General features: G+C 30.4%; 15 protein-coding genes. 9 read left to right on the top strand and 6 right to left on the bottom strand.

What is annotated here, in order from left to right:
* Nucleotides 1-16: 16 nt before the first annotated feature.
* The 4 genes from BT151_RS09215 to BT151_RS09200 all read right to left on the bottom strand — a co-directional run bounded on the left by BT151_RS09215 (nt 17) and on the right by BT151_RS09200 (nt 4,653).
* A complete protein-coding gene (locus BT151_RS09215) occupies nt 17-793 on the bottom strand; it encodes a TIGR02757 family protein (RefSeq protein WP_072401499.1) in 777 nt (258 codons plus the stop codon).
* A 62-nt stretch (nt 794-855) separates the two neighbouring features.
* Nucleotides 856-1,323 (bottom strand): hypothetical protein, encoded by a 468-nt coding sequence (locus BT151_RS09210; RefSeq protein ID WP_084647915.1) that lies wholly within the window; start codon nt 1,321-1,323, stop codon nt 856-858.
* A 124-nt stretch (nt 1,324-1,447) separates the two neighbouring features.
* Entirely contained in the window at nt 1,448-2,110 is a 663-nt protein-coding gene (locus tag BT151_RS09205; protein ID WP_072401498.1) for an ABC transporter ATP-binding protein, read from the bottom strand.
* Nucleotides 2,111-2,160: 50 nt separating this feature from the next.
* The gene (locus tag BT151_RS09200) at nt 2,161-4,653 is read right to left on the bottom strand and encodes a DUF5916 domain-containing protein (RefSeq protein WP_072402619.1); all 2,493 of its coding nucleotides are present in this window, start codon (nt 4,651-4,653) and stop codon (nt 2,161-2,163) included.
* Between the two features lie 211 nt (nt 4,654-4,864).
* Here BT151_RS09200 and folE point away from each other — a divergent pair, with 211 nt between their 5' ends.
* Nucleotides 4,865-5,452, top strand: a complete 588-nt coding sequence (gene folE, locus BT151_RS09195) for a GTP cyclohydrolase I FolE (RefSeq protein ID WP_072401497.1) — start codon at nt 4,865-4,867, stop codon at nt 5,450-5,452.
* Nucleotides 5,453-5,508: 56 nt separating this feature from the next.
* Entirely contained in the window at nt 5,509-5,775 is a 267-nt protein-coding gene (locus tag BT151_RS09190; protein ID WP_072401496.1) for a hypothetical protein, read from the top strand.
* 2 nt (nt 5,776-5,777) lie between these two features.
* On the opposite strand, the gene BT151_RS09185 is transcribed toward BT151_RS09190, so the two are convergent.
* Nucleotides 5,778-6,014: a hypothetical protein gene (locus tag BT151_RS09185; protein ID WP_072401495.1), complete on the bottom strand. Its 237-nt coding sequence runs from the start codon at nt 6,012-6,014 to the stop codon at nt 5,778-5,780.
* A 159-nt stretch (nt 6,015-6,173) separates the two neighbouring features.
* Here BT151_RS09185 and BT151_RS09180 point away from each other — a divergent pair, with 159 nt between their 5' ends.
* From BT151_RS09180 to BT151_RS09150, 7 genes are all read left to right on the top strand, one after another.
* Nucleotides 6,174-8,126: a peptidylprolyl isomerase gene (locus BT151_RS09180; RefSeq protein ID WP_072401494.1), complete on the top strand. Its 1,953-nt coding sequence runs from the start codon at nt 6,174-6,176 to the stop codon at nt 8,124-8,126.
* 57 nt (nt 8,127-8,183) lie between these two features.
* Nucleotides 8,184-8,981: a peptidylprolyl isomerase gene (locus tag BT151_RS09175; RefSeq protein ID WP_072401493.1), complete on the top strand. Its 798-nt coding sequence runs from the start codon at nt 8,184-8,186 to the stop codon at nt 8,979-8,981.
* A complete protein-coding gene (locus tag BT151_RS09170; protein WP_072401492.1) occupies nt 8,944-10,398 on the top strand; it encodes a peptidylprolyl isomerase in 1,455 nt (484 codons plus the stop codon). Before BT151_RS09175 ends, BT151_RS09170 begins: the two co-directional genes overlap by 38 nt.
* A gap of 4 nt (nt 10,399-10,402) precedes the next feature.
* A complete protein-coding gene (locus BT151_RS09165) occupies nt 10,403-11,356 on the top strand; it encodes an AAA family ATPase (RefSeq protein ID WP_072401491.1) in 954 nt (317 codons plus the stop codon).
* A gap of 198 nt (nt 11,357-11,554) precedes the next feature.
* Nucleotides 11,555-13,825, top strand: coding sequence for an aconitate hydratase (locus BT151_RS09160; RefSeq protein WP_072401490.1), 2,271 nt, complete (start codon nt 11,555-11,557; stop codon nt 13,823-13,825).
* 106 nt (nt 13,826-13,931) lie between these two features.
* Nucleotides 13,932-14,711 (top strand): nucleoside triphosphate pyrophosphohydrolase, encoded by a 780-nt coding sequence (gene mazG, locus BT151_RS09155; RefSeq protein ID WP_072401489.1) that lies wholly within the window; start codon nt 13,932-13,934, stop codon nt 14,709-14,711.
* 214 nt (nt 14,712-14,925) lie between these two features.
* Complete coding sequence (locus BT151_RS09150) at nt 14,926-18,213, top strand: Ig-like domain-containing protein (protein ID WP_072401488.1); 3,288 nt, start codon at nt 14,926-14,928, stop codon at nt 18,211-18,213.
* Nucleotides 18,214-18,275: 62 nt separating this feature from the next.
* Here the strand turns inward: BT151_RS09150 and BT151_RS09145 are convergent, their stop codons facing one another.
* Nucleotides 18,276-20,201, bottom strand: a complete 1,926-nt coding sequence (locus BT151_RS09145; protein ID WP_072401487.1) for a DUF349 domain-containing protein — start codon at nt 20,199-20,201, stop codon at nt 18,276-18,278.
* Nucleotides 20,202-20,232: the final 31 nt, after the last annotated feature.

Below are 20,232 nucleotides of genomic sequence, written 5' to 3'. Positions count from 1 at the left end.
GAGTTTTAAAAATTACTTAAAAACTTTCAAAAACTCCTAAACCAAATAACGCGAAATCGTATTTAACAGGATCATTAACATCTAGCTTTCTTAAAGCTGTATCTAACTCTAATAAGGCTTTAGCATCATTTTGTTTTCGGGTTAACAGCCCTAGTTTTCTAGCAACATTTCCAGAATGTACATCTAAAGGACAGGAAAGTTGAGATGGAGCAATATTTTTCCAAATACCAAAGTCTACACCTGTATTGTTCTTTCTAACCATCCAACGTAAAAACATATTAATACGTTTTGCTGCCGAGTTTTTTAAAGGATCGCTTACATGTTTTTGTGTGCGTTGTAAATGTTCAATTTCAAAAAAGGTGGTTTTAAAGTTTGAAATTGATTTTTGAAGTGAGTCTTTTTCTGCATGTTTAACAAAAACAGATTCTAGGCCAGAGTGATTTTTATAGATATTTTGAAGTGATTTAGTAAACTGAATGCAATCATCGCCATTAAAAGTTCTATGTACAAAGGGTTGTAGTTTTTCTAAATCGCTTTCCTGATGATTTATTACAAAATCATATGGCGAGTTATCAAGTAAAAGCATGAGTTTATTTGCATTATTAATAATGCTTTTTCTGTTTCCCCATGCTATTGTTGCAGTTAAAAAACCTGCAATTTCAATATCTTCTTTTAAAGAAAAACGATGAGGGATTTGAATAGGATCGCTATCAATAAATAAAGGATTATTGTATTGTTCGACCTTACTGTCTAGAAAATCTTTTAGTTCTAATGAATTAAGTGAATTAGTCAATTATTGAGTTTTTACTCAACAAATGTAATAACTGTTTTTTTATTAAAGGTGTTAGTGTGAGTCTATTCTATTCTTATGTAGTTTTCAGATAGAATACGATCGCCATTTTCGTCAAGTTCAATTTGATTGTAAGTATCTTCGTTTAAAACTAGTTCAAAGTTAAACTCATTATTTTTTTCAATGGTTTTATTCATTGTGTTTGAGCCATAAACCAAATTTTCTGTTAATGTGTTATCTGTAATTTTATAGTTTCCAAAACCAAACCAATCGGTAGAATCTTGTTTATTTAATCTACTCCACATAACTTTTGTAGGAGTATAAATTTTAATTTGTTTATAAGTTTCACTACTCATAAAGGAGTCTACAATTTTGTTGTCATTATAGTTGTAATAACCTACCATTTGCCATACTCCAACAAGACTTGGCTGGTTGTCGTTATTTTCCATAACAGTTTTGTTATCGGACATTTTATCATTTTTACATGAAATTAAAAAAAAAGCTACTAAAAGAGTGGTGAAGTAAAATTTCATAACTAGGTGGTTTAGAAGTTGGTAAATATCTCTTCTAATTTACGAAAAAATTATAACATCTTCATTTTTAGTTGTGTTATAATTTTTTGTTTCCTAAGTAATAAAAGATTTAAAGAGTTATAAATTATCTTACAATATTTCCGTCAATCATTGTCAACTTTCTATCAGCCATATTGGCTAATTCTTCATTGTGGGTTACAATTACGAAAGTTTGCCCAAATTCATCACGGAGTTTAAAGAAGAGATTGTGTAAGTTTTCGGCAGATTCGCTATCTAAATTACCTGAAGGCTCATCGGCAAAAATTAAATCAGGATTATTTATAAGCGCCCTTGCAACAGCAACACGTTGTTGTTCGCCACCAGAAAGTTCACTGGGTTTATGATTATATCTATTTGCTAATCCTAAGAAATCTAAAAGTTCTTTTGCTCTTTTTTCAGCTTCAGTTTTTTTAGTACCTTTTATAAATGCAGGTAAACAAACATTTTCTAATGCAGTAAATTCTGGTAATAATTGATGAAATTGAAAGATAAATCCAATGTGTTCATTTCTAAATTTAGCTAATGCTTTATCACCTAAAGAATTTATGCTAGTATTATTTATATTTAGTTGAAAATCATCATTTGATGAGGCTTTATCTAAAGTGCCTAATATTTGTAATAATGTTGTTTTTCCTGCGCCAGATGCCCCAACTATGGAGACTATTTCTCCTTTTTTAATATGAATATCTACGCCTTTTAAAACTTGTAAATCGCCGTAATATTTATGAATATTTTTTGCTTGAATCATCAATAAAAATTAATAGCTGTGAATTTACTACTTTAAGATGTGATGTACAATTAAGAATTACTTTTCTTCTTAAATACATTTTTAACATCATTATAATCTATAAAATAAACAAGCCTTAAAGAAAACGTATTTTGTTTTTCTTGATTGAATAAGTTATTTAAACTTTTAAAGTAACTGTCTTGCGATGTATTTGTTAAATTAAATATTTGATTACGGTAGAGCGCTGTTAATTGGCTTCCAGGGGCAAACTGCCATGTGTAACTAAGGTCTAAATTCCATGTGTTAAAATTGGCATCCGGATTAAAATCTGAATCTTCTCCAATAGTATATTTTGTGTTTGTATCAGAGACTTGAAGTGTGCCGTTATCTTGCAAATTATAAACTTGATTATCGTAAGTAACTCGACTTAAATAATTTCTAAAACTTAAGGTTATTGCGTTAAACGAATTAAAGTTATAACTCCCCGATATACTAGCAGTTGTTTCAATTAATTCACGTTGACCAAATATGATTTCACCATCAACATCTTGCCCGTTTATATAGCCTCTTGCAGCGGTGTAATCATCATAAGAATAGCCAAAAACTAATAGGAATTTATCGTTAAATTTAAAACGAGGATTTATACTATACCAATAGTTATTAAAATTTTCCCTTTCATTATCAAAATACCTTGCATAGCCAAAATTGGAGTCTATGGCAAAAAAGTTATTATAATTTGACGAAATCCAAAGGTTTGTTTGTGCGTAGTCTTTACTTATAAAATAGCTATTAAAGCCATTTCTAGGTTCAAAATAATCGTACTGCTTTCCAATATTCCAATTAGCGTTTATGCCGAAAGCATGTAGTTTTTTTGTTGTAGCATTAAATTCAAATCCTGTATTTGCGCCTGTAATTGTATTAGGGTTTGCTAATTGATTGTAATTAAACCAAGCACCCATATACATATTGTTAAATGCTTTTGTTGGTTCAAAAATTCGGTAACTAATATCAGTACTAAAATTACTATAATTATTTCTGAATAAAATCCCTAAATCATTAATATCGTAATTCTCGTCTGCATAACTATATGTTGCACTATAGCGTATTTTGCCACTATTTTTGCCAACACCAAATTTAGCACTATAACCATTTTCTTTGTTGTCAATATCATTAAAAGAACTCATTTTTATTTCACCAATAGCTCCATAGGTGTTCTTTTTATTAACTAAGTCTAATAATAAACCAGTGACATTAGCATCTTTAAAATTTCCATTTCTTGTAACGTTTGTATTAATTAAAGTTACAGATGAGTTTTTGTTAAATTGTTGGTCTAGAACCATTATATTATAATTGGCAAGCGGCTCAATAATGGCTTGTCTATTTGTTTTTATATTTTCTTCACTAGGTGTATTCTCGTTTATTGTTTCTGTTTTTTCAATGTTTACTGAAGTTTTTTCGGTTATTGCATTAAAGAAACCTATGCCTAATCCTTTTTTTGTTCTACCAGAAATTTTTACGGCATTAAGAAGTTGTACTTTTTCGGGATAATTTAATATTTTTTCATCATCATCAATTTCTGGAACTCTTGATGGATTGTCGCCAATTCGTCTGGTGTAAAAAAGATTGCCTTTATTAAACAAGTCAACGCCTTCTGTAAAGAATTGACGTTGTTCTGTAAATTGTTGTTCAAAGGGACCTAGGTTTAGTTTAACATCATCAAAACCTGCTTGACTAAAATCGGGTATTAAAGTAGCATCCAAGGTAATATTTTCTGTTATACCATATTTAACATCTAAACCTGCAGCAAAATCGGTTTTAGTTTCACCATCAAAAGTACTAACCAATCCAGAAGCGTAAGGATAAAAGCTTAACCTTGTTGGTGGTGTTATGTTTTTTAATCCTTTAAGTTCGGCATTATATAACCCTATGTTCCCTTTAGTAACATCAACAGGATTCCATGTGTATTGCGAACGTGTTTTTCTGTAATGCCTATGAAATTGAATGCCCCAAGTTGGGTCTTCTTGTTGTGTGAAACGAAGAGCTCTGTATGGTATTTTTACTTCAACTACCCAACCATCTTCAACTATTTTAACAGCACTTTCCCAAACAGCATTCCATCCAAAATCTTCACCGTTATTTGGACTTTCAACAGCATCGGCTTGTGTGCCAGAGCTAAACACAAAAAATTCTGTGTTATTTTGTGCATCATTATTTGGGTTAAAAATAATGGCAAAAAAATCATTTTGACCAAAATTATCACGCTGTGTAAATTGACGCATCATATCGGTCGAAACTTCATATAAATGAGCTGCGATATATATAGCATTATCATCATAACTCATTTTAACTTCTGTTCTTTTATTTTCGGCTGGACTTTTACCAATTTCTGGTCTAAATTGTATAAAATCAGTGGCAACTTGTGCGTTTTGCCAAATAGTTTCATTTAAAATACCATCAATTGTTGGAGTTTTTTCGGTTCTAGTAATGTTGTAAGTTTTTTTGTTTTGTGCTTCAATTTGAGGTAAATACAAGAAAAGCAGAATGAAAACATAAGATAATTTCATTGATTTTGATTTGATTGATGAGTTTTTATTGTTTTTTAAAGACAATAAAGATTTTGTTTTGTTACAGTTTCTGACAAATTTAAATTTGATGAAGAGTTGTTTTCATAAATAAAAGTTAAAATAAAAAACAGATTGTTAATGTTTCTGAATCATTATAACTTTTCTTTAATAGGGTAATTATGCTTACTTTTAAATTATTAAAAATGATACTATGCCGTACAAAAGTTTTGAAGAGTATAACATGCAAGTTACAGATGATGTTAAAACAAGATATGAGAATATTATTAAAGATTTAGGTGAAGACACTAAAAGAGATGGGCTTTTAAAAACACCCGAACGCGCAGCAAAAGCGATGCAGTTTTTAACGCAAGGTTATAGTCAAGATCCTGTTGAAATACTTAAAGGAGCTATGTTTAAAGAGTCTTATAATGAAATGGTTATAGTAAAAGACATTGAACTCTATTCGCTTTGCGAACATCATATACTACCGTTTTTTGGAAAAGCACATATTGCATATATTCCTAATGGTCAAATTGTAGGGTTAAGTAAATTACCTAGAATTGTTGATGTTTTTGCGAGACGATTACAAGTACAAGAACGCTTAACAGAACAAATTCTAGATTGTATAAATGATACTTTAAAACCACAAGGTGTAGCTGTTGTTATTGAAGCATCTCATATGTGTATGATGATGCGCGGTGTACAAAAACAAAACTCCATAACTACAACTTCGGGTTTTAGAGGTCAGTTTGAAAAAATTGAAACCAGAAACGAGTTTTTAAAATTAATAGGGAAGTAATTTTTTACAAAATTTGGTATACTTCTTGTTTGTAAGTACTCAATAAATATTACTTAATGAATAACAAATACAAAAAACTATTAATAGGAATTGTTCTAGATGCTATAGGATATCTGTCTTTTATAATTCCTGGTATTGGAGAATTTTCAGATATTATTTGGGCGCCAGTTTCTGGTTGGTTAATGACTAAACTTTATAAGGGTAAAATTGGTAAAATAGCTGGTGTTGTAACTTTTGTAGAAGAAGCGCTGCCAGGTTTTGATGTTATACCTACATTTACTTTAATGTGGTTATATACGTATGTCTTTAAAAAAGGAAAATAGTTTTATTTAGAATAAACTTGTCCTCTGTGTGGTTTTAGAGCATCTCTTATAGGTTTCATTTCACTTTCATCAACCACTAAAAAAGCTATAGTGTGAACATCGCTTAAATTTTCGTAACCTGTAATAGAAATATTTAGTTGCTCTATTTTTATGTATTCCTTTAAATGAATTTCATGGTGTTGTGCTATTTTACTAGCATCTGGACCATGAAAATCCCATATTAATTTTAATTTCCGCATTTGTTTTTTGTTGTTTAAATTAAAAGAAGAACAACTTTATATAGCATTCAAAGGTAAATATAAATAGTATAATATTTATGTTCTTTAATCGTTTGTTAAACAACTTGTATTATAGGTTTATATTAGTATTTTTGTAACCGTTTAATAATTTTTAGCACTATGAAATTAAGAACTTTTCTTAGTTTATTCTTTATCATATTTTTTTTAAAAGTAAACGCTCAATCAAACTCTAAGGAGGTACTTTTTACAGTTGGTGATGAACCCGTTTACACATCAGAATTTTTAAGAGTTTACAATAAAAATTTAGATTTGGTTCAAGACGAATCTCAAAAAGATGTTGATGAATATTTAAAGCTTTTTACTAATTATAAGCTCAAGTTAAAAGAAGCTGAAGCATTAGGGCTTAATAAAAAACCATCTTACCTTAGAGAGTTGTCTAACTACAAAACACAGCTTGCTAAAAGTTTTATGAAAGATAGCAAGGTAACAGATGCATTGGTAGAAGAAGCTTATGAGCGTATATCTTATGATGTAAATGCGAATCATATTCTAGTTAAATTACCTTCAAATGCTAATCCAAAAGATACTCTTGTAGCATACAATAATATAATGAAGCTAAGAGAAAGAGCTTTAAAAGAAGGGTTTGAAAAAGTTAGAGCAGAAGTGCATAATGGACAAACCATTTATGGAGAAAAGTTAGGCTATTTTTCAGGATTTAAAATGGTTTATAATTTTGAAACAGCAGCTTTTAATACAGCTATAGGCGATATTTCTCAACCTTTTAGAACGCAGTTTGGTTATCATATTGTTAATGTTTTAGATAAACGAAAATCAAGAGGAGAACGCACTGTAGCGCATATCATGTTGGTAGATAAAAAAGGAGATACGACTTATAACCCAGAAGTTAGAATTCAAGAAATTTATAAAAAAATAAATCAAGGTGAAGATTTTGAGTCTTTAGCAAAACAATTTTCAGATGATAAAAGTTCAGCATCAAAAGGAGGTATGTTGTCGCCATTTTCGGGGGGGCAATTAAGCGCTCAAGAGTTTGAAGATGTTGCTTTTGGATTAAAAAATATAGGTGATGTTTCAGAACCTTTTAAAACAAATTATGGTTGGCATATTGTTAAGTTATATGATAAAAAACCTATTCCAGAATTTGAAGCGATTAAATCTGAATTAATTGAAAAAGTTAAGCGAGATGATAGGTCTAAACTTATAGACGAGGCTTTGGTTAATAAACTCAAAAAGCATTATGATATTATTGATAATCAAACAGCTTTAAGTTATTTTGAATCTATTCTTAATGATGATTATTTTAAAAGAACATGGCAACTACCTACTAATTTTGCGGCAGATAAACCTTTAGTTAAAATAGGAAATAAACAATTTTCTTATACAGATTTTGGAGATTACCTAATAAAAACACAGCGAAATCCAACACAAAAAGCACCATACGAATCAATCATTTCAGATAAATATGAATCGTTTTTAAATGATAATTTAATAAAATATCATGAAGATAATTTAGAAGACGAAAACGAAGAATTTGCTTATATAGTTGATGAATATAGAGATGGTTTGTTGCTATTTGAACTCATGGAAACTACTATTTGGAATGCAGCCAAAACAGACTCTATAGGTATTCAAGAATATTACAAAAATAATAAAGAGAATTATGTATTCCCTAAACGAGTTGATGCTGTGGTAGCATCTTCTCAAAAACAAAAAACACTTAAAAAGGTTTCGAAATTGTTAGAGAAGAATATGGCTTTAGATCAAATAAAATCACTTGTAAATAGCAATGATAAAATAGACGTTATATTTACATCTGGTATTATCGACGAAGAACACCAAACATTACCTAAGAATTTCGATTTCAAAAAAGGTATTTCAAAAATATACAAACATAACAATGCATTTGTAGTCGTACAGGTTAAAAATGTATTACCAGAAACTCAAAAAACATTTGATGAAGCTAAAGGAAGTGTAATTAGCGACTATCAAAATTTTAAAGAAGAAAATTGGATTAAAGAGTTAAGTGAAAAGTATAAAGTAGTGGTTAACCAAGAGGCTTTACAAAATGTAAAAGCTCAAATTAAAAATCAATAAGTGCGAATTAAAATCATAGTATTATTACTCTCAGTATTTGTTTTAACCTCGTGTAATATGTTTAAAACATCAAGTGATGGAGTTCCTGTCGCTAGAGTTAATGAATCTTATTTATATCTTGATGATATTATAGATTTAGTTCCAGAAGGTACACCAAAAGAAGACAGCACGCTTATTGTTCAAAATTTTATTAATCGCTGGGCCACACAACAATTATTTGTAGATGGCGCCATGTTAAATTTAAGTGATAAAAAACAACAGACTTTTGATAGATTGGTGGTTCAGTACAAGAACGATTTATACTCTAAAGCCTATATTGAAGCTTTGGTTAAGCGTAGTGTTGATACATTAGTTAATATAAAAGAAGCCGAAGTGTATTACAATAATAACAAAGAAGTTTTTAAATTAAATGAAGAGTTAATTAAGTTTAGATACATTCATGTAGACGAAAATATTATTGATTATAACAAGATTCAAGAACGTTTTAAACGTTATAATTCTAACGATAAAAAGATTTTAGATTCGATATCTATTCAATTTAAATCTTACTCATTTAACGACTCAATTTGGATAAAGCTAAGTCAAGTTATTGAAAAAATTCCAGCGGTTACACCAGAAAACAAAAATCAACTGTTAAAAAAATCTAATTTTGTACAACTCAAAGATTCATTAGGAGTATATTTGATGCAAATTAATGATGCCTTGTTACGAAATGACACAGCACCATTAGAATATGTTAAGCCAACTATAGATCAAATAGTGGTTAACAAACGCAAACTAGAACTTATTAGAGAATTAGAAAAGGATATCACAAAAGATGCTATTAAAAATAAACAATTTGAAATTTACGAATAATTTGAAACACTTATCACTTTTTTGCATAACGTTATTTGCTATAAATGTTATGTCTGCGCAAGAAATTATTGAAGATGAAATTAAAGAAGAAGTAACTAAAAAAGTAGATACAGTTGATACACAAAACGCTAGAAAAGTTGATGGTGTTGCAGCTGTAGTTGGAGACTATATTATTTTAGAATCTGATGTGGATAAAGCCTATTTACAATTACAAGCTCAAGGCGTAAATACTAGTAAAATTGGTAAATGCGAATTGTTTGGTAAGTTATTAGAAGATAAATTATATGCACACCATGCTATTCAAGATAGTATTCAGGTTTCAGATGCAGAAATAAGAAAACAGGTAGATTATCAAATCGAGCAGTTTTTACAGCAAGTTAATGGTTCTATGGATCGTCTTTTAGAATTTTATAAAAAAGATGATGAAAAGAGTTTTAGAGACGAAATGTTTGAAATTAATAAAGCAAATACTTTAGCTCAAAAAATGCAGGCAAAAATTGTTGAAGAAGTTGAAATAACACCAGAAGAGGTTAGAGCTTTTTTTAATAAAATTCCTAAAGATGAAAGACCAACTTTTGGAACAGAACTTAAAGTTGCACAAATTGTTGCAGAACCAAAAGTATCTGAAGAAGAAAAACAAAGAGTTATTGATCGCTTAAAGCAATTTAAAGCAGATGTTATTGAGAATGGAGCTAGTTTCCGTTCTAAAGCGGTATTGTATTCTGATGATCCAGGTTCGGCAAGTAAAGGAGGTAAATATACTTTAAATAAAAAGCAACCTCGAATGGTTAAGGAGTTTAGGCAAGCAGCATTTGCTTTGCAAGAAGGGGAAATATCAGAACCTTTTGAAACAGACTTTGGATATCATATTATAACCTTAGAAAAAATTAGAGGTCAAGAGTATGATGTAGCTCACATTTTGTTAACTCCTAAAGTGTCAACCGAAGCTGTAAATGAAGCAAGACAGCGCTTAGAAAAAGTTAGAGAACGTATTGCTAATGGCGATATATCTTTTGCAGATGCTGCTAAAGAAGCAAGTGATGAAAAGGAGACAAAAAATGATGGAGGACAATTAATAAACCCTACAACACAGGATTATAATTTTGAATTAACTAGAATGGATCCTGAGTTATATGCTCAAATTCAAGATTTAAAAGATGGTGAAGTTAGCTTAGTATTAAGCGAACAAGATAGAACAGGTAACACCAAGTTTAAAATTTTAATGGTTACTAATAGAATAGATGAGCATGAAGCAGATTACGCTCGTGATTATTTAAAAATTAAGCAACTAGCAGAAGAAGAAAAGAAAATTAGAGAAATTGAAAAGTGGCAAGAGGAAAAAATCTTAGATACTTATATTAAAATTAGTGGTGAGTATAGAGATTGCGAGTTTTCTGGTAACTGGTTAAAAAAGTAAGCCGATGTCTGATGTAGTTGCTATTGAAAAGTTTGTAAAACAATTTAAAGATTTAAAAACCGAAATAGCAAAAGTTATTGTTGGTCAAGATGAGGTTGTAACTCAAATTTTAATTTCTATATTTTCTGGTGGGCATTCATTACTTGTTGGTGTTCCAGGTTTAGCAAAAACCTTAATGGTAAATACAATTGCTCAAACGTTAGGGTTAGATTTTAAACGTATTCAATTCACTCCAGATTTAATGCCAAGTGATATTTTAGGAAGTGAAATTTTAGATGAAGACCGTCATTTTAAATTTATAAAAGGACCTATTTTTGCTAATATTATTTTAGCAGATGAGATTAATAGAACACCACCTAAAACACAAGCGGCTTTGTTGGAAGCTATGCAAGAACGTTCTGTTACAGTTGCAGGTCATCATTATAAATTAGAATTGCCATATTTTGTTTTGGCAACTCAAAATCCAATAGAGCAAGAAGGTACTTACCCTTTGCCGGAAGCTCAGTTAGACCGTTTTATGTTTGCTATTAATTTAGATTATCCTTCTTTTGAAGAAGAAGTGCAAGTTGTTAAAAAGACAACTACAGACAATAAAACAACGGTTAATGCTTTGTTTTCAGCAGAAGAAATTATAGATTTTCAACATTTAATTCGCCGTATTCCTGTTGCAGATAATGTTATTGAATATGCTGTATCGATGGTCGGGAAAACAAGACCAAATTCTAATACAGCTCCAGATTTAGTAAAAACATATATAGATTGGGGAGCAGGACCTAGAGCTTCACAAAATTTAATTCTAGCAGCTAAAACACATGCTGCAATAAATGGTAAATTTTCACCAGATATTGAAAATGTACAAGCAGTAGCTTATAGTATTTTAAGACACAGAATTATTAAAAACTATAAAGCTGAGGCTGAAGGTATTTCTGAAGAACAAATAATTAAAAGCTTATTTTAATTACTTTTCAATTTAAAAGTGATAAATCATCATTTTTAACCAAAAATCACTGATAAATAGTAAACCATATTAAATTTTAATATCACTATAATAATTTAATATGATACTGGGCAGTTATGCAAGTTTTATTTTTAAAACTTTGTATTTATTTCGTAATTTGCAATACTTTATAATAAACCAAAACTTAAAATATTTTTTATGGCATTTGACATAGACATGATAAAAGGTGTTTACACCAAAATGGCTGAGCGTGTTGATAAGGCACGTGAGATTGTAGGTAAACCTTTAACACTTTCTGAAAAGATTTTATATTCTCATTTATGGGATGGAAATCCTACTAAAGCATTTGTAAGAGGAAAAGATTATGTGGATTTTGCACCAGATAGAATTGCATGTCAAGATGCTACAGCACAAATGGCTTTATTGCAATTTATGCAAGCAGGAAAAACTCAAGTAGCAGTGCCAACTACGGTACATTGCGATCACTTAATTCAAGCAAAAGATGGCGCTACTGTAGATTTAAAGCACGCAAATACTGTAAGTAGTGAGGTTTTTAATTTCTTAGAATCGGTTTCAAATAAATATGGTATTGGTTTTTGGAAACCAGGAGCAGGTATTATTCACCAAGTTGTTTTAGAAAACTATGCATTTCCAGGAGGAATGATGATTGGTACAGATTCACATACAGTAAATGCTGGTGGATTAGGTATGGTTGCCATTGGTGTTGGTGGAGCAGATGCTGTTGATGTTATGGCAGGTATGGCTTGGGAACTTAAATTTCCTAAACTAATAGGTGTTAGATTAACTGGAAAACTTTCTGGTTGGACAGCACCAAAAGATGTGATTCTAAAAGTAGCAGATATTCTTACTGTAAAAGGAGGAACTGGTGCTATTGTTGAATATTTTGGACCTGGAGCGACTTCTATGTCATGTACAGGAAAAGGAACTATTTGTAATATGGGAGCTGAAATAGGCGCTACAACATCTACATTTGGTTATGATGAATCTATGGAACGTTATTTACGTTCAACTGATAGAGCAGATGTTGCTGATGCTGCAAATTCTGTAAAAGAACACCTTACTGCAGATGCTGAGGTTTATGCAAATCCAGAACAATTTTTTGATCAAGTTATTGATATTAATTTATCTGAATTAGGTCCACTTTTAAATGGACCTTTCACACCAGATTTATCTACTACAGTAGGTAAAGATATGTCTGAAAAAGCAAAAGCTAACGATTGGCCAATTGCTGTAGAATGGGGATTAATTGGTTCTTGTACCAATTCATCTTATGAAGATTTATCACGTGCTTCATCTATTGCTCAACAAGCTTTAGATAAGGGAATTAAAATGAAATCGGAATTAGGTATTAACCCAGGTTCGGAGCTTGTTAGATTTACAACTGAAAGAGATGGTATTCTTGATATCTTTGAAAAATTAGACGCTAAAATATTTACAAATGCTTGCGGACCATGTATTGGTCAATGGGCAAGATATAGCGATCCTAAAAATGCACCAAAAAATAGTATTGTACATTCTTTTAATAGAAACTTTGCTAAACGTGCAGATGGAAATCCAAATACGCATGCATTCGTAGCTTCACCAGAAGTTACTGCTGCTATTGCTATTGCAGGTCGTTTAGATTTCAACCCAATGACGGATAAGTTAATTAATGAAAATGGGGAAGAAGTGATGTTCGATGAGCCAACAGGATGGGAATTACCTCCAAAAGGTTTTGAAGTTCAAGATAATGGTTACTTAGCTCCAGAAGCAGACGGTAGTCATGTTCAAGTAAAAGTAGCTGATGATTCTGAAAGATTACAATTATTAACACCGTTTGAGCCTATTGGTAATTCTATTACAGGAGCTAAATTATTAATTAAAGCGTTTGGAAAATGTACAACAGACCATATTTCTATGGCTGGACCTTGGTTACGTTTCCGCGGACATTTAGATAATATTTCTAATAACTGTTTAATAGGAGCTGTTAACGCTTTTGGAAAGAAAACTAACTTTGTGAAAAATCAGTTAACAGGAGAATTTGGTGGTGTACCAGATACAGCAAGAGCTTATAAAGCTGCTGATATAAAAACTATTGTAGTTGGTGATCATAATTACGGAGAAGGTTCTTCAAGAGAACACGCAGCAATGGAGCCAAGACATTTAGGTGTTGCAGCTGTAATTGTAAAATCGTTTGCACGTATACATGAAACAAACCTTAAAAAACAAGGAATGTTAGGTTTAACATTTGCTAATGAAGCAGATTACGATTTAATTCAAGAAGATGATACTTTCAACTTTTTAGATTTAAATGAATTTGCTCCAGATAAGCCTTTAACTTTAGAAGCGGTTCATGCTGATGGTTCGAAAGATATTATTAAATTAAACCACACTTATAATGCCGCGCAAATTGCTTGGTATAATGAAGGTTCTGCATTAAACTTAATTAAAAAGCAAAATGTATCATAAAAATTTATGATTTTAAATATTAAAAATCCAGCTAATAAGCTGGATTTTTTTGTTTTATAGCTTTAAATGAAAAAGTTATAATTGTATTTTTACCAAAACACTTCTAATGAATACCAGAGAAAATCAACTTAAAGCTTTTGATAGATTATTAACTATAATGGATGAGTTGCGAGCTAAATGTCCATGGGATAAAAAGCAAACTATGGAAACGTTACGCCATTTAACTATTGAGGAAACTTACGAATTGGGTGATGCAATTTTGGATAATGATTTAGAGGAAATTAAAAAAGAATTAGGAGATGTTCTACTTCATATTGTGTTTTATTCCAAAATAGGAAGCGAAACAAACGATTTTGATATTACAGATGTTTGTAATAGTATCTGTGAAAAATTGATACACAGACATCCACATATTTATGGAGATGTTAAAGTTGAAAATGAAGAAGATGTTAAACGTAATTGGGAAAATTTAAAACTAAAAGAAGGTAAAACTAGTGTTTTGCAAGGCGTTCCAAAAAGTTTACCAGCTTTGGTAAAAGCCAATAGAATTCAAGAAAAAGTAGCAGGTGTTGGCTTTGATTGGGAAGAACCTAATCAAGTTTGGGAAAAAGTAGAGGAGGAGTTATATGAATTTAAAGCAGAAGTAGAAAAAGGAGATAGAGATGCTATGGAAAGCGAATTTGGAGATGTCATATTTTCTATGGTAAATTATGCTCGGTTTTTAAACATTAATCCTGAAAATGCTTTAGAACGTACTAATAAAAAATTTTCTAAACGCTTTCAATATTTAGAGAGTAAAGCAAAAAGTTTAAATAAACCTTTAAAAGAAATGACCTTGGCTGAAATGGATGTGTTTTGGGAAGAAGCAAAGCGGTTACCAAAATAAGAATTGGAAAATCTCTGATTTTCAAATTTCAAAACGGGAAGAAGCAAAACAATTAGTAAAATAAGGAATTAGAAAATTTCTGATTTTCAAATTCCAAAATTGAAGAAGTGAAAAAAAATTAACGTTTTATAGTGTTTTTTCTCTTAAACATCGGTTAGATTTATCAATTCAAAAAATATTCATTTTATTTAAAGTATATTTCAAGGTTAATTTAATGTATAAAAAAGTTAATTACACATATTTTATTGTTTTTCTACTACTAACATCTTCTTGTTGGTCACAAAATGAAGCACCTACTTTAACAGCTTCAGGAAATCAACCATATTGTCCAAAAACAAAAATCAATATTGTTACAGATTTTGATATAGTTGATACTGACGATACTCAAACAGAATCACTTTTTGTACAAATTTCTACTGGTTATGAACAAGGCGATGACAGCTTAATACTTCTTGGTTCTCACCCAAATATATCAACTTCTTGGAGTATAAATGAGGGTAAATTAATTTTAACAGGTGCCACTACTAACTTAGTTAGCTATGTTGATTTAATAGCTGCAACTAAAGATATTGTTTTCCAAAGCACAAGTGGAAATCCGTCTGATAAATCATTTTCTATTACTGTAGGTGATGCTAATTATTTGCCATCAACAGGACATTATTATGAATATGTTCCATCAATTGGAATTACTTGGACATCAGCTAGAACTGCATCAGAAAATAGAGAATATTTTGGTTTAAAAGGATACTTAGCTACCATTACTTCAGCTGAAGAAGCACAATTATCAGGAGAACAAGCCGCAGGAGCAGGATGGATTGGTGGTAGTGATGCTGAAACAGAAGGCATATGGAAATGGGTTACTGGGCCAGAGGCAGGTACTGTTTTTTGGAATGGAAATTTTAATGGAAGTACTCCTAATTTTGCTTTTTGGAATAGTGGAGAGCCAAATCAAGATGGAAATGAGGATTATACTCATGTTACTGCACCCGGTGTTGGAATAGCTGGTTCTTGGAATGATTTGAGTAATGTTGGTGGAGATTTTGGGGATTATCAACCTAAAGGATATATAGTTGAATATGGGGGCACACTTGGAGACCCAGATTTAAGTATATCTGCAAGTACAAGCATCTACACGACTTCTATTATAGAAACTACATCTGCTAGTATATGTGGTAATGGTAGCGAAGCCATAGAAGCTATAGCATCATTAGGAGACGTTTTATGGTTTGATGCTTCTACTGGTGGAACTCAACTAGGTAGTGGGCAAACTTTTACTACCCCAATTATAAATTCTACAACAATATATTATGCTTTGGCCTCAATAAACGGATGTTTAGAAGGACAAAGAGTTCCTGTTATGGTTACCGTTACTCCATTACCAACAATAAATTCTGTAAATGAAGATTTAGTTTGTGATTCTGGCTCAGCTACTTTAACTGCAACTACATCTGCTGGTATAATCAATTGGTATGATGTATCTTCAGGAGGAGTATCTTTGTATAGTGGTACATCTTTTACAACACCAATTGTAAATACAACAACAACTTATTATGTTGATGCCATAGTAAATGGATGTATTTCTTCAACAAGAACACCAGTATCTTTAACAGTGCAAAAAACAAGTATTCCAACAACTACAACTTCTAACCAAAGTTTTTGTGATGTAGAACAAGCAACCATTTCAAATATTGCTATAACGGGACAGAATATAACATGGTATGATTTAAGTGCAGGAGGATCCCCACTAAATACATCAGATTTATTAATTACTAAAACATATTATGCTACTCAAACAATAAATGGTTGTGAAAGTTTAGATAGGTTGTCTGTAAACATTATAATAAACGAAACAGTAGTTTTACCTGAAGCCTCTACAATACCAGACTTATATGAGTGTGATAGTATGTTAGATGGAGATGATACTAATGGTTACACTAATTTTGATTTAACAGCTAATGAAACAATTCTTTTAAATGGAAAAGAAGCATCAGGCTTTACTTTTTATTATTTTACAGAGTCAGTATATACTTCTCCTATTTTGACACCTGAAAATGCATTTATAAATACCACTCAAAACGGGCAAACTATATTTGTTAGAATTGTAAATAATACTAATAATTCATGTTTCACTGATACTTCATTTAATGTTCAAGTGAATGAATTACCAGAAATTCAAGCTTCTATAATATTTAAAAATTGTGATGAAGATGGAACTGTTGACGGTTTTACAGATTTTAATTTAACAGAAACAAACAGTGTTATATCTAATAGCGGTATTTCAAATTTAACTTTTACCTATTATAATTCATATAATGATGCAGATTCAAGCATCAATGAGATAGCTTCAATATTTAATAATCAAACAGCAAATACGGTATATGCTCGTGTTGAAAATGTAGATGGTTGCCATCGAGTTTCAACTATAAACTTACAAGTTTCAACAACATCATTTTCCCAAGGTTTTATTAAAGAATTAGAAGAGTGTGATGATGATAATGAAATTGATGGTTTACATATTTTTAATTTATCTCAAGCATCTAGCGAGTTTTTAGCTCAATTTCCTTCAGGTCAAAATTTAAGTGTTCACTATTTTGAGAGTTTGAATGATGCTCAGTTAGAGCAAAATGAAATAATCCAACAAGATAATTACATAAATACTAATACATTTTCGCAAATTTTATACGTGCGTGTAGAAAGTGATGATAATGGAGATTGTTTTGGTATTGGACCTCATTTGGTTTTAACCGTTCACCCAAGACCAGAATTTGAAGTCGATAATTCAGAAATATATTGCTTAGATAATAACCCAATTACATTAACCACTTTTAATCCAAAAGGGGATTATACTTATGAATGGAAAAATTCAAGCGGACAAATAGTTAGCGATTTGGATTATGCCGAAGTTATTTCTGGCGGTTCATATACTGTTATTGCTACGTCTAGTTTCGGTTGCGAATCTTTTCCTGTTGTTTTTACTGTGGTTGAATCTGCCATTGCAGATATTAATATTGATGATATTACAATTATTCAACTTTCTGACAATAATAGTATTACTATAAATAATGATAACAACAATTTAGGTATTGGTGATTATGAGTTTGCTTTAGATAAGATTGATGGACCTTATCGAAATGAACCTTATTTTGATAGTGTTGGAGCAGGAGAACATATTATTTATGTGAAAGATAAAAATGGTTGCGGTATTGCATCATTAGAAGTGTTTATTTTAGGTTTTCCTAAGTTTTTTACACCAAATGATGATGGAACAAATGATACTTGGCAAATAAAAGGTTTAGGTCTTGATTTTACAAATGCATCAAAAGTGAGTGTTTATAACCGATATGGGAAATTAGTTAAACAATTAAATGCTAAAAATGGAACTTGGGATGGCACTTTTAACGGACAAGAATTACCAGATTCAGATTATTGGTTTATTGCAGAATTAATTGAAACTACTGGAGATATTATAACTTATAAAGGGCATTTTAGTTTAATTAGATAGCAAAAAAGCAGTTTGAAATATTAATTTCAAACTGCTTTTTCTTACTAAGAAACTATATTAATTTAATATAGTTCTTTAATTTTACTAAGTTTCGTTTTCCAAAGCTTTAATGACTCTTTATGAGCTTTGATGTTATTTTTAACTTCTTTTACTACTGGATTATCATCTTCAACATTAGTAAAAAACTGCATGTTATTTTCTAATTGATTAATTTGACTTTTTACTTCATCAATTTTTTTACGAATAAAAGAACGCTCATTATCTAAATTTCTATTATCATCATCAGTATTGATGCTATCTAGTTTGTTTTCATATTTTATCATTTCTACTTCATTCTTATCCATTTTCAAACCAGTCAATAAATCATCAATTGTTTTTTGAAATTTACCTTCAATATAACGTTTGTCATTTGGTACTCTGCCTAATGCTTGCCATTGAGAAATATAGTCTTTTACAGTATTTATATTTTCTTCTTTAGTTCCTTTCAGTGTTAAATCTTTTAAAGTATTTAATAGCTCATTTTTTTTGTTAAAAGCTTCAATAAATTCTTTGTTTGCTGCATTTCTACTAGCATGTATTTTATCAAAATAGTAGTTGCAAGCCGATTTAAATTGTTTCCATATTTTATCGCTATCTTTTCTAGGTACATGCCCAATTTTTTTCCAATCATTTTGAATTTTTTTCATCAAAGGCGTGGTAACTTCAAAATCGTCACTGTCTTTATTGTCTTCTGCAATTTTTATTAAATCTAATTTTTGCTGAAGATTTTTGTATTGTTCTTTTTTTAGACCTTTATAAAAAGCATTTTTTTGTCTATTAAAAGTTCTTACAGATTCTTTAAATTTAGCCCAAGTACTTTCATTTAATTTTATTGGTACTTTACCTGCATTAAAAAAAGCTTCTCGCAATGCTTCAATATCTTTAATTTTTCTTTGCCATGCACTATGAGAATTAATTTCTTGAGTATTTAAAGCATTAATTTTTTCTATAATTTCAAGTTTGGTTTCTAAATTTTTCTCGTGAACTTTATCAATTTCTTTGTAATATACTTGGCGCTTATCGTTAATAATTTTTGTAGCAGTTTTAAAACGTTCCCAAATTTGTTCACGATGTTCTTTGCCAACAGGACCTAACTCTTCTTTCCACATTTTGTGTAATTCTTGTAGTTCCCTAAAAGCACGCATTGCATTATCATCTTTGGCAAGCTCTTCAGCGTGTTCAATAATTAATAATTTCTTTTCTAAATTATGTTTAAAATCTAAATCGCGTAAATCTCTATTTAAATGCAAAAAGTCGTAAAACATCTCTACATGATGATGGTAACTATTCCATGCATTGTTGTATTTGTCTCTAGGAATGGGACCAGTAGTACGCCAACGTTCTTGTAATTCTTTAAAGTGTTTGTAGGTTGTGTTTATGTTTTCTTCGACGTTTATTAACCCTTTTAATTCTTCAATAATTTCGAGTTTATCAACTAAATTTTGTTTTAAGTTTTTCTCTAAACTTTGGTAATGCTCGTTTAGTCTTTTACGATAATCATTATAGGCGTCTTTAAATCTTTTTTGTACAGGAGAAGTATAATAAAAATCTATTTCGTTGCCACCTTCGTTTAAGAAATCTTCTTTTTTCTCGTCTAGTAAAGCTTGAAATTTTGTTTTAAATTCTGAGTTTATACTATTTACATGAGATCGAATTGCCTGTATTTTTTCATTTTTTAAAAGCTTTTCTAACTCAATAGCTAAAGCTTCTAGGGACATACTGTCGTATTCCTTTACCTCAATGGTATGTCTGTCTTTATTGCCTTCATCTTCTGCATCTTCTGCATTAGATTCTTCAATTTCGTTTAAAACTTCATCATGATCTTCAGGTGTTTCTTCTTCATTTGAAGTTTCTTCAACTTGTTGATTTTCATTTAATTCTAATGAGTTTTCATTCGAATTATTTTCTTCTATTTCTTCCGTTTTAGAAGGTTTGTTTATTTCAGACATTTTAAAAAATGTTAGGGTTCATTAAATACTC

The sequence above is a fragment of the Flaviramulus basaltis genome (assembly GCF_900114265.1).
Taxonomy (GTDB): Bacteria; Bacteroidota; Bacteroidia; order Flavobacteriales; family Flavobacteriaceae; genus Flaviramulus; species Flaviramulus basaltis.
Note: the sequence above shows the minus strand (reverse complement) of the source record. Positions and strands in the feature narration are given on the sequence as shown.

Excerpts from the sequence above, each read along its gene's own strand:
- BT151_RS09210 (WP_084647915.1), bottom strand. The coding sequence starts at position 1,323 with ATGAAATTTTACTTCACCACTCTTTTAGTAGCTTTTTTTTTAATTTCA.
- BT151_RS09205 (WP_072401498.1), bottom strand. The coding sequence starts at position 2,110 with ATGATTCAAGCAAAAAATATTCATAAATATTACGGCGATTTACAAGTT.
- BT151_RS09200 (WP_072402619.1), bottom strand. The coding sequence starts at position 4,653 with ATGAAATTATCTTATGTTTTCATTCTGCTTTTCTTGTATTTACCTCAA.
- folE (WP_072401497.1), top strand. The coding sequence starts at position 4,865 with ATGCCGTACAAAAGTTTTGAAGAGTATAACATGCAAGTTACAGATGAT.
- BT151_RS09190 (WP_072401496.1), top strand. The coding sequence starts at position 5,509 with ATGAATAACAAATACAAAAAACTATTAATAGGAATTGTTCTAGATGCT.
- BT151_RS09185 (WP_072401495.1), bottom strand. The coding sequence starts at position 6,014 with ATGCGGAAATTAAAATTAATATGGGATTTTCATGGTCCAGATGCTAGT.
- BT151_RS09180 (WP_072401494.1), top strand. The coding sequence starts at position 6,174 with ATGAAATTAAGAACTTTTCTTAGTTTATTCTTTATCATATTTTTTTTA.
- BT151_RS09175 (WP_072401493.1), top strand. The coding sequence starts at position 8,184 with ATGTTTAAAACATCAAGTGATGGAGTTCCTGTCGCTAGAGTTAATGAA.
- BT151_RS09170 (WP_072401492.1), top strand. The coding sequence starts at position 8,944 with ATGCTATTAAAAATAAACAATTTGAAATTTACGAATAATTTGAAACAC.
- BT151_RS09165 (WP_072401491.1), top strand. The coding sequence starts at position 10,403 with ATGTCTGATGTAGTTGCTATTGAAAAGTTTGTAAAACAATTTAAAGAT.
- BT151_RS09160 (WP_072401490.1), top strand. The coding sequence starts at position 11,555 with ATGGCATTTGACATAGACATGATAAAAGGTGTTTACACCAAAATGGCT.
- mazG (WP_072401489.1), top strand. The coding sequence starts at position 13,932 with ATGAATACCAGAGAAAATCAACTTAAAGCTTTTGATAGATTATTAACT.
- BT151_RS09150 (WP_072401488.1), top strand. The coding sequence starts at position 14,926 with ATGTATAAAAAAGTTAATTACACATATTTTATTGTTTTTCTACTACTA.
- BT151_RS09145 (WP_072401487.1), bottom strand. The coding sequence starts at position 20,201 with ATGTCTGAAATAAACAAACCTTCTAAAACGGAAGAAATAGAAGAAAAT.